Consider the following 9,334-nt stretch of genomic DNA (forward strand, 5'->3'; position numbering starts at 1 on the left):
AATCATTTCTTGTCGCACTTTTGCTGTTGCGTTGAGCCATTGGAAACCCCGATCGAAACCCACAACTCGAGGAGCAAGACCATGCGGCTGCGTCATCATCGGCTGATTTCGTGCTTGTTCGCCATCTTCATCCTCTTCTTTTCCCTTCCTCCCTCTTCCCGCGCCGGAGACGCGATCGACTTTGGTTACGTCAATTGGCCGGGTGTGACGGTCAAAACCCAGGTGGCCGCCCAGATACTGGACGCCATGGGATACCCCACCAAGCTCAAGATGGTCGCCTTGCCGGTTCTGTTGCGCAGCATGGCCAATGAGGACCTGGACGTCTTCGTGGGAGCCTGGGTCCCCACCATGAGCGGCCTGATCGGTCCGTATCGGAAACAGGGAAAGATCGTGGAAGTGGCCACCAACCTGGACGAGACCATCTACACTCTGGCCGTTCCCAAATATGTCTGGGACGCTGGGGTGAAGTCCCACGCGGACCTGGAAAAGTTCGGGGATAAATTCGGTCGCAAGATCATCGGCATCGAGCCGGGCAACGACGGCAATCAGATTGTGCTGGATGCCATCGCTTCCAACACCTACAACCTGGGAAAATGGAAACTCGTGGAAGGCAGCGCCGAGGCCATGATGATCGCTGTCAACGCGGCCATCAAGAAGGGCGAATGGATCGTTTGGCTCGGCTGGATGCCCCACTGGATGAACCTGGTCTACGACATGAAGTATCTGGAGGACCCGGAGGGGATCTGGGGGACGGACGAAGAGGTCGTCAAGACCCTGGTGCGATCCGGCCTGCCCCAGGAAAGCCCCGAGGTCGTTCAATTTCTCCGACAATTCAAGGTCACGCCGGACATTCAAAACGAGTGGATCCTCAAGTACAGCTATGAGAAGGGAAAACCCGAAAAGGTGGCCCATGACTGGATTGCGAGTCACCTGGGGATCGTGGACCAGTGGGTTTACGGTGTGAAGGCCGCCGACGGGCGCCGTGGCCGCAGCGCCGTGCGAGAAGCCTTTAGCCAGGCCCGCTGAGAATCCGTCTCGACCACGGGACGGCCCTGCTGGCGCCTTATCGATGAGAGGATGACCCGATGAACGGCATCATGGAGGTGCTCACCACCAAGATCCCCCTGGGCGAGGGGGTCGCCTGGTTGGTGGACACCCTCACCACCCGGTTCAGTGCCCAGTTTCGTTTCGTTTCCGACATGCTGGAAGGCGGGATCCAGGCCCTGACCTGGTGCCTTTCGGCCCTTCATCCTCTTGTATTCATCGCATTGTGCACCGCTTTGGCCTGGTTCATCCGAAAGTCGAAGGGGGTCGCCCTGGCCTGCGCCCTGGGGTTTCTTTTGCTTCTCAACCTGGGGCTGTGGGAGTCGATGGTTCAGACGCTGGCGCTCATTATCGCCGCCACGTTGCTTTCTTTGACGCTGGGGATCCCCATGGGCATCCTCAACGCGCACAGCCGGACCGCCTACTTTGTCACGCGCCCCTTATTGGACTTGATGCAAACCATTCCGGCCTTCGTCTACCTGATCCCGGCTCTCATGTTCTTCGGCCTGGGGGAGGTTCCGGGGGTCTTTGCAACGGTCGTCTTTGCCATGCCCCCCGTTATTCGCCTCACCTGTCTGGGCATCCAGCAGGTTCCCACCGAGAGGCTGGAGGCCGGGAGAGCCTTTGGGGCCAACTGGTGGCAGATGCTGCTCAAGATCGAGATTCCCAGCGCCATGCCCTCCATCCTCATGGGGGTGAATCAGACGATCATGATGGCCTTGTCCATGGTGGTGATCGCGGCCCTCATTGGAGCGGAGGGCCTGGGGGCATCCGTGATGCGGGCCCTGGCCGTGGTGGACGTGGGCATGGGCTTCGAGTCGGGCCTGGGCATTGTGGTCCTGGCCATGCTGCTCGACCGCATCGTGCGCCCCGAAAAGACCCCGGACGGTAGCTCCTGATCCCCGCTCATTTTCAAATATGAAACCGCAAAACGGAGAAGATGTTTATGCCTCATCCCATGATCGCCCTATGGGCCGTTCCCCGGTCCGTTTCCACCGCCTTTGAGAGGATGATGATGGAACGGGGGGACTTCACCGTGTTCCACGAGCCCTTTTCCATGACCTACTACTACAGCCGCGAACGCGTGAGCCATCGCTTTTCCCATGAGCCCGGCGATCCGAAGAACGATTTCGATTCGGTGATGGGTTCCCTCATCCAGGCGGCCGACCGAAGCCCCGTCTTCTTTAAGGACATGGCGTATCACCTGGGACCTCGGCTGGATCGATCCGTTTTGGAGCGATTCATCAACGTCTTCCTGATCCGCGACCCCGCGCAGGCCCTTCCGTCCCTTCACCATGTTTGGCCCGATTTTACGTGGGAGGAAGCGGGATACCAGGCGCTTCACCGGGCCTTTCAACTGGCCCGGGAGATCACGGCTAAAACGCCGTTTGTGATGGACTCCACCGACCTGCTGGAACACCCCCAGGCCGTCGTGAAGGCCTTTTGCGAGAACGTGGGCATCCCATTTCTGCCGGAAGCCTTGGAATGGGACGCCGGACATCGTCCCGAATGGGGGGTGTGGGGATCCCAGGGCTGGCATGACGACGCGGCCTCCAGGCGGGGTTTTGAGAAGAAGCCGAAAAAATATCTCTCCGTGGATGAAAACGAGCACCTGGCTTCCGCCTACGCCAAGGCTCGGCCCCTTTATGAGGAACTGTACGCCCATCGCTTCCAGGTGGAATCATGAACCAAGGAACCGACGCCACGGCCGAAAAGCTCTGCTGCCGCGACGTATGGAAGATCTTCGGAAAGCTTCCCGGCGGCGCCCTGGGCCAGCTGCGCAACGCCCCCCAGAGGCAGCACGAGATTCAGACCCTGCCCGGTTGCACGGTGGCCGTCCGGGAAGCGGACTTTTCGGTGCGGGAAGGTGAATTGTTCGTGATCATGGGACTTTCCGGCAGCGGAAAGTCCACCCTGATGCGCTGCCTCAACGGGCTGATCCGGCCCACCTGGGGAGAGGTGTTTGTGGACGGGCGCAGCCTCCAGGCCATCTCCGCCAAGCAGCTGCGGCGGCTGCGCCAGGAAAAGATGGCCATGGTCTTTCAGCACTTCGCCTTGCTGCCCCACCGCACCATCCTGGACAATGTGGCCCTGGGCCTGGAGTTGCAAGGGGTTTCCAAGAAAAGGAGACGCGCGAAGGCCTTGGAGGCGTTGGAGCTGGTGGGATTGCAGGGGTGGGAACGGAACCACCCCGTGGAACTGAGCGGCGGCATGCAGCAGCGGGTGGGCCTGGCCCGCGCCCTGGCGGTCGATCCGCAAATTCTGCTCATGGACGAGCCGTTCAGCGCCCTGGATCCCCTCATCCGCCGCCAGATGCAGGATGAATTTCTCAAGTTGGCGGCCAAGGTCAAGAAAACCATCGTCTTCATCACCCACGATCTGGACGAGGCCATCCGTCTGGCCGACCGTATCGCCATGATGAAAGACGGTCGAATCGTGCAAATGGGCACTCCCGAACAGATCGTCCTGGAGCCCGAAAACGATTACGTGGAGGAATTTGTGGCTTCCGTCTCCCGCGCCAAGGTGATCACGGCCCGCCACGTCATGGCGGATCCCCGCCCTTGGACCTCACGGCGCGAAGAAGACCCCTTGGCCGTGTTGGATCGCATGAAAAAAGAGGATTTGCAGTGTGTTTTCATCACCGACACGGACCGGCGCCTGCTGGGTGTGCTCACCCGTGAAGAGGCTGCCAGGAAAATTCGCGGAGGCTCTGCCCCAGCGGGTTGCAACGGGGTGCCCGCGATTGGGCCCGACGCGCCGCTCAGTGAGGTAGTGGAACAGGCGGCATCCAGCATCCACCCAACCCCGGTGCTGGACGGAAGAGGCCGCATCTTGGGGGTGGTCACCCGCAAACGCCTGCTCCAGGAATGGAAACAGGATCTGGAGGGCTAGGAGCCTGTCTGAGAACGCCAAACCATCCATTGGGGCCAACGCAATTTCGAACACTTAGCATACTCAAAAGTTCTAAAATCGGCATTGTCGGACAAGCTCCCAGGGGCGGGTGAAAAGTGCTTGATTTTTGGATCTCTCCGTATTCTAAATGTGGCAAGCAGTCTTGTACCTCGGTTCCGTTGCCCGTCTTTCCGTCCCCCCAACAGACAGGAGGCCCCCATGAAACGGACGAGATCGGTCTTTTTCTTGATCGTCTGTGTGCTTCTTCTCCCCGCCCTGGCTGCAGCGCAGGTGGACTATCCGGAAAAGATGGCCCTGGTGGTGGCACAATACCCCGGCTCCACCGTTGAGATGGCCATGCAGATGCAACAACGCATCCAGGTCATGCTCCGCACCCAGGACGAACCCGAAAAGGTCTTCCAATTCTACAAAGAAGCTCTCAGCAACGGCGGCTGGGAATCCCAGATGGAACTGATCCAAAAGGAAGGCATGCAAAGCCACTGGACCAAAGGGGATCAGGCGGTCCACGTGGTCGTGAGTCCCGACGAAGGGAAAACCGGCGTGATGCTCATGCTGGGCTCTGATTAGGCAACATCCCGCCTTTGCCGCCATCCCACCCCGCGGGGCACACCCACCCGATCCCGTGCTGTCGACCCGGCCTTGTGGAAGATGGGGGCGGGTTGCGAACCCGCCCCCACGAGACCCTTCGAGAACTCCCGAAGAGCTGCGGGGCCCATTGGCATTTCCGTTCGTTGGAAAGCGCCCAAGAGGCCCAAAGGCCCTTGGCGGACAGCCCTAGGGATGGGAACGCCCTATGGAGCGTTTTCAATCATCCTGGAGGTCAAAGCGATCGGCCAGCCGGGCCGCCTCGACGGAGTCGGGGGCGAGGGAGCGCGCCTTTTCCCAGCATTGGCGGGCCTCGTGGGGCTGGCCCGCATCCAAAAGGTCGCCGGCCATGAGAAGCCAGGCCTTTTCGGGCGGTTCCGGATACAGGGCCTGATACAAGGTGACCAGAGCGATCTTCACCTGCTGGTCCCCTTTGTGGAGCACCGGTTCCCCATGGCCCGGGAACAAATGGCGAACAGGAAGGGAGAGAAGGCGCTTCAGGGAATCCACCTTGTCCTGCATGCGGCCGCCCAAAACCTCGTCGGGCTTGGAAAGAATCGCCGCGAAACGCACCTTGTGGGGCAACACCGCGTCCCCGCAAAAGAGCGCCCCGGCGTCCCGCCAGTAAAAGGCCAGATCCCCCGCCGTGTGCCCGGGAAGGTGGCAGACCTCCAGCGGTGGATCGCTGTCCACCACATCCCCGTCCTCCACACAGTGCACCTTTCCTGCTTCTTCCAGGCTCTGGAAAAATTCCGGAAAAGGGGGCCGAAGCAGCCTCAGGTACTCCCGGGTGAGCTTGTGGACGATCAGATCGGGCGCCGTCACTTGGTAGATCTCCGCCATGCCGCCCACGTGGTCGAAGTGGGCGTGTGTGAGCAGAATCCGCTCCAGCTTTTCCACCGGCCCCATATCCCGGAGCTCATCCACCAGACCCAGCATGTTTCCCGTGTCGATGAGCGTCCGGCCTCCATGCAGCACATACGCCCCGGAACACGGCCCGGAATCCGGTATCCAGCCCACCCCTTCCAGACTCGGATCTTCCCGCTCGAACGTCTTCAACGCCTGACCTCCCCTGCTGCAACAGGCACTGCCGCTTTCTGCCGTCGGCTCCCCCCTGCCATGTCCTTCGATTCCTAGGACAATCCCCTCTGGAAGTCAATCCGCCGCCCTGCTTGACAGGTTTTCAGGGTGTACTTAATTTTTGACCGAACGAAACAGAGAGACAAATGCTCAACGATATCAACAAGAAAGGAGGGATTTGCCATGGCACTGCTTCGTTGGTCCGCACCCGGTGATCTGTTTCGCCCCTTTGAAGAAATGGAGCGGGAGATGGAAAGGCTTCGGGCCGAGATGGATCGGCTTCTTCCAGGGTTCCGCAGCCTTCGAACCGCGCGCGTGGGGGTGTTTCCTCCGCTCAATGTGAGTGAAGACAAGGACAATCTCTATGTACGGGCCGAACTGCCCGGCATGCATCCCGACCAGATCGAGATTTCCGTTGAGGGCGACACGCTCACCCTGCGCGGCGAACGCAAACCCGCCCCGTTGGGTGACAACGTGAGCTACCATCGCCGGGAGAGGGAGTTTGGTCGTTTTCGTCGAAGCCTGACGCTTCCCACCCGGATCGACGTGGACGCCGTGGAGGCCACCTTCAACAACGGTGTCTTGACCATCGTGCTTCCCAAGGCTCAAGAAGTGCGTCCCAAGCAGATTCCGGTAAAGGCCCAGTAATGGGATCCCTGCAGACGGCAAAGGGGGTGACAACCATGGCGGAAAAGGACATTGAATTGAGGGAAAAGCAGGAAGTGCAGACCCAGGCGGAAAGCACCCGCAACATTCCGGTCTTCATTCCGGCCGTGGACATCTACGAATCCGAAGAAGCGCTCACCCTGGTGGCGGACATGCCGGGGGTGGCGCCGGAAAATGTGGATATCGACCTGCGCGATGACCAGCTCACCATCCGCGGCACGGTGAGCCTGGAAGGGGAAGGCGAAACGGTCCTTCTTCGAGAATATGGCGTGGGCGATTATTACCGTCAGTTCAACTTGGGCCGGATCATCGACCAATCCAAGATCGAAGCGGCCATGAAGGACGGAGTCCTCACCCTCACCTTACCCAAGGTGGACAAGGCCAAACCCAAGAAGATCACGGTCAAGACCGGCTAGGCGGGTTACCAACCGGGTGAAATTCCAGTGTTGCCTGTGGTTTTTGGGGAGCCTTGTGGGGGCGGGTTTGGAACCCGCCCCTAGTGCTGAAAGGCCAAGTCGGCAGCACGGGCCCGCCGGGGCGCCCCTAAAGATTTCAAAGCCCTTTCACTTCCAGGGGGGCAGGGCTCGGTGTTCTGGTCGTCCCGAACCGCCCGGAGCGGACACAATCGTTTTCACCATTTGCAAAGGGACCTTCATGGGGTGTCTTGGGACGCGGGTCTGCGTGCTGAGATCGGAAGAGGAGCGGGGCCGGTCGGTCCCGCTCCTCTTTTCAGTTCACCGTCAGAACGGGAATCCCCGCCGAGCGGAGATCGAAAAGGATGCCCTCCAATTCTTCCTTGGTGGCGGCCAACCGGTCCAGATCGTGGACGACCAGACGTTTGATCCTCTGGCGGTCCACGTCCATAAAGAGTTGGCGACGACTGGTGTAGATCTCCACGGGAGTGTCGGCTTCTTCCGGCGCAAGGGCCGCCTGGAGATGCTTGAGGCAGGCTTCCTTCTGGGCCGCCAGGGAACGCTCGTAAGACCCCCCGTCTTCCGGGGTCAGTTCATCTTGGCGCACCATGAGATAAATGGCATTGAATTTGTCTTCCATGATCCTCCATCTTCCTCCCTTTATGTGGAACGGGCCCTCTATCGAGTCGATCCCATGCGGGCACGGGGCCCGTCGTCTTTCGTTTCCAAGAGACTATAGTGGACGACCTGGAAGAAAGCAACCGGTCCGGAGGCATTGGCTTTCCGGGAAAAAGTCCTTAAAGTTTTGAGAAGTAAGGTCCAAGGTGGCCCGAGCATCAACCTGTGCGGAAAATTCCAGGAAAGGAGAGTTTTTCCATGCCGTTCACGTTCGAGCAGGGTCCCATTCGCCCCCCCAGTGAAGCGAAAAGTCTGCTCCTTCGGTTCACCCGCAACTGTCCGTGGAACCGCTGCCGTTTTTGCCCCGTTTACAAAGGGCGGTCCTTCAGCCGGCGCCCCCTTTCCGAAATCAAGGCGGACATCGACGCGGTCAGCCACATCCTGGAAGACCTGAAAGCCCTTTCTTGGTCCCTGGGAGAAGGGGGCCGCATCAGCCCGGTGGTCATCAACCGCGTGCTCACCGACCCCGCCCAGGGGACGTGCACCCGGCACGTGGCCGTGTGGGCCTACCACGGCGAGGGCACCGTCTTTTTGCAAGACGCCAACAATCTGATCATGCGCACTTCCGATCTGGTGGAGGCCTTGCGCTACCTGAGAGAGCGTGTGCCGGGCATCACCCGGGTGACCTCCTACGGACGAAGCAACACCATCGCCCGAAAGAGCCTGGATGAGATGAAAGAGATCCGCCACGCGGGACTGGATCGGATTCATATCGGCCTGGAAAGCGGATCCGATACGGTCCTTCGGTTCATGGAAAAGGGCGCCACGGCGGACCAACACATGGAAGCCGGCCGGAAGGTGATCGAGGCGGGCATGACCCTTTCCGAATACATCATGCCCGGGCTGGGCGGTGTCCGCTGGAGTCGGGAACACGCCCTGGAGACGGCCCGTGTGCTCAACGCCATCGATCCCCACTTCATTCGACTGCGGAGCCTGCGGATTCCCCCGGGCACTCCGCTGCATGAGGATCTCCAGGAAGGTGCCTTCGAGCCCCTTGGCGATGACGACGTGGTGCGCGAGATCCGACTTCTGGTGGAAAACCTGGAAGGCATCCACAGCACCCTCACCTCCGACCACATCATGAATCTGCTGGAAAACGTGGAAGGCACCTTCCCTCACGACAAGCCGCGCATGCTGGCGGCCATCGACCGCTATCTGGAACTGCCCGACCAGGACCGTCTGCTTTACCGGCTCGGCCGAAGAGGGGCGGCGCTGCGCTCCGTGGACGATCTGATGGATCCGGCCATGCGCGCCCGCCTGGAGCGGGCCCGCCGGGAATTGGAAGCCGAAACCGGCAAGGACCTGGAAACGCTCATCAAAGAACTGGGGGATCAGTACATCTGAGTCAAGTCCGGCCATTTGGCGTTCCTTCGCGGTTCGGCTTGAGAGAAAAAAATCGACTGGATTTGACCTAGGTCAAGGAGTTGAAGACACCCGCGGCTTAAGGTGACACCGTCGACAGCAACAGGGAGGCTTCAACCAAGCCGCGTTTTCCGTGTCCCCCAACATTCAAGGAGATGCAATAAGGGATGTCAACCCTGAAGCGACATCACCCATGTCGGCTGACTCCTACGCTGGCGAATGCCCGCGCCTGCGAGCCGCCGGCCCATCGCGGTACGGATCGTCTCGTCGTGCTCGCCCGCGTCAAGGGTGCGCTCGCTGCGCTCGCCGGCTTTACCGCCCTTGACGCGATCTGCGCGCGACGAGGCGCCATTAGCGCGGGCGATGGGCATACGGGTGCCTCCGGCGGGGGCTCCGGGCTCCAGGTTGCCTCGCCGCTGGTAGGGTGCTACCATAGAAAAGCGGGCGGTCCGGGACCTCGAGTATGCCTGCGGGCCTTCACGGCGCGTCAGGATTTCTCCAATGGGGCATGGAGCGCCCGCAACCTGTTTCTACGCGGCCTTGGCCATGGCGGCGGCTTTGCGCATGCCGCGCATCGCCTTGTCGGCCGACCA

At 60.6% G+C, this 9,334-nt stretch carries 11 protein-coding genes; 8 read left to right on the plus strand and 3 right to left on the minus strand.

The window, feature by feature from the left end; all coding sequences use genetic code 11:
• The first annotated feature begins 81 nt into the window (after positions 1–81).
• From B9A12_RS11760 to B9A12_RS11780, 5 genes are all read left to right on the plus strand, one after another.
• Positions 82–1,026 (plus strand): ABC transporter substrate-binding protein, encoded by a 945-nt coding sequence (locus B9A12_RS11760; protein ID WP_170920565.1) that lies wholly within the window; start codon positions 82–84, stop codon positions 1,024–1,026.
• Positions 1,027–1,097: 71 nt separating this feature from the next.
• A complete protein-coding gene (locus tag B9A12_RS11765; RefSeq protein WP_084058106.1) occupies positions 1,098–1,943 on the plus strand; it encodes an ABC transporter permease subunit in 846 nt (281 codons plus the stop codon).
• Positions 1,944–1,984: 41 nt separating this feature from the next.
• Complete coding sequence (locus B9A12_RS11770) at positions 1,985–2,731, plus strand: sulfotransferase-like domain-containing protein (protein WP_139796606.1); 747 nt, start codon at positions 1,985–1,987, stop codon at positions 2,729–2,731.
• Positions 2,728–3,936: a quaternary amine ABC transporter ATP-binding protein gene (locus B9A12_RS11775; protein ID WP_084058095.1), complete on the plus strand. Its 1,209-nt coding sequence runs from the start codon at positions 2,728–2,730 to the stop codon at positions 3,934–3,936. The genes B9A12_RS11770 and B9A12_RS11775 overlap by 4 nt, the downstream gene beginning before the upstream one ends.
• A 219-nt stretch (positions 3,937–4,155) precedes the next feature.
• Positions 4,156–4,524: a hypothetical protein gene (locus B9A12_RS11780; RefSeq protein WP_084058096.1), complete on the plus strand. Its 369-nt coding sequence runs from the start codon at positions 4,156–4,158 to the stop codon at positions 4,522–4,524.
• A gap of 237 nt (positions 4,525–4,761) precedes the next feature.
• Here the strand turns inward: B9A12_RS11780 and B9A12_RS11785 are convergent, their stop codons facing one another.
• Positions 4,762–5,601 carry an MBL fold metallo-hydrolase gene (locus B9A12_RS11785; protein WP_084058097.1) on the minus strand — a complete coding sequence of 280 codons (840 nt, stop codon included), beginning with the start codon at positions 5,599–5,601 and terminating at the stop codon, positions 4,762–4,764.
• A 204-nt stretch (positions 5,602–5,805) separates the two neighbouring features.
• Here B9A12_RS11785 and B9A12_RS11790 point away from each other — a divergent pair, with 204 nt between their 5' ends.
• Positions 5,806–6,270, plus strand: coding sequence for an Hsp20/alpha crystallin family protein (locus tag B9A12_RS11790; RefSeq protein WP_084058098.1), 465 nt, complete (start codon positions 5,806–5,808; stop codon positions 6,268–6,270).
• Positions 6,271–6,305: 35 nt separating this feature from the next.
• A complete protein-coding gene (locus tag B9A12_RS11795) occupies positions 6,306–6,704 on the plus strand; it encodes an Hsp20/alpha crystallin family protein (RefSeq protein WP_084058107.1) in 399 nt (132 codons plus the stop codon).
• A 313-nt stretch (positions 6,705–7,017) separates the two neighbouring features.
• Here B9A12_RS11795 and B9A12_RS11800 read toward each other — a convergent pair whose 3' ends face one another.
• Positions 7,018–7,341, minus strand: coding sequence for a recombinase family protein (locus B9A12_RS11800; protein WP_084058099.1), 324 nt, complete (start codon positions 7,339–7,341; stop codon positions 7,018–7,020).
• Between the two features lie 236 nt (positions 7,342–7,577).
• Between B9A12_RS11800 and B9A12_RS11805 the strand changes: the two genes are divergently transcribed.
• Entirely contained in the window at positions 7,578–8,723 is a 1,146-nt protein-coding gene (locus B9A12_RS11805) for a radical SAM protein (protein ID WP_084058100.1), read from the plus strand.
• Positions 8,724–8,911: 188 nt separating this feature from the next.
• Here B9A12_RS11805 and B9A12_RS11810 read toward each other — a convergent pair whose 3' ends face one another.
• Positions 8,912–9,112 (minus strand): hypothetical protein, encoded by a 201-nt coding sequence (locus B9A12_RS11810; RefSeq protein WP_084057939.1) that lies wholly within the window; start codon positions 9,110–9,112, stop codon positions 8,912–8,914.
• Positions 9,113–9,334 lie beyond the last annotated feature (222 nt).

Origin of the sequence: Desulfacinum hydrothermale DSM 13146 (assembly GCF_900176285.1) — a bacterium.
Classification (GTDB): domain Bacteria; phylum Desulfobacterota; class Syntrophobacteria; order Syntrophobacterales; family DSM-9756; genus Desulfacinum; species Desulfacinum hydrothermale.

What these genes read in the sequence shown, in the direction of transcription:
- B9A12_RS11760 (WP_170920565.1), top strand. Translation starts at nt 82, where the DNA reads ATGCGGCTGCGTCATCATCGGCTGATTTCGTGCTTGTTCGCCATCTTC.
- B9A12_RS11765 (WP_084058106.1), top strand. Translation starts at nt 1,098, where the DNA reads ATGGAGGTGCTCACCACCAAGATCCCCCTGGGCGAGGGGGTCGCCTGG.
- B9A12_RS11770 (WP_139796606.1), top strand. Translation starts at nt 1,985, where the DNA reads ATGTTTATGCCTCATCCCATGATCGCCCTATGGGCCGTTCCCCGGTCC.
- B9A12_RS11775 (WP_084058095.1), top strand. Translation starts at nt 2,728, where the DNA reads ATGAACCAAGGAACCGACGCCACGGCCGAAAAGCTCTGCTGCCGCGAC.
- B9A12_RS11780 (WP_084058096.1), top strand. Translation starts at nt 4,156, where the DNA reads ATGAAACGGACGAGATCGGTCTTTTTCTTGATCGTCTGTGTGCTTCTT.
- B9A12_RS11790 (WP_084058098.1), top strand. Translation starts at nt 5,806, where the DNA reads ATGGCACTGCTTCGTTGGTCCGCACCCGGTGATCTGTTTCGCCCCTTT.
- B9A12_RS11795 (WP_084058107.1), top strand. Translation starts at nt 6,306, where the DNA reads ATGGCGGAAAAGGACATTGAATTGAGGGAAAAGCAGGAAGTGCAGACC.
- B9A12_RS11800 (WP_084058099.1), bottom strand. Translation starts at nt 7,341, where the DNA reads ATGGAAGACAAATTCAATGCCATTTATCTCATGGTGCGCCAAGATGAA.
- B9A12_RS11805 (WP_084058100.1), top strand. Translation starts at nt 7,578, where the DNA reads ATGCCGTTCACGTTCGAGCAGGGTCCCATTCGCCCCCCCAGTGAAGCG.
- B9A12_RS11810 (WP_084057939.1), bottom strand. Translation starts at nt 9,112, where the DNA reads ATGCCCATCGCCCGCGCTAATGGCGCCTCGTCGCGCGCAGATCGCGTC.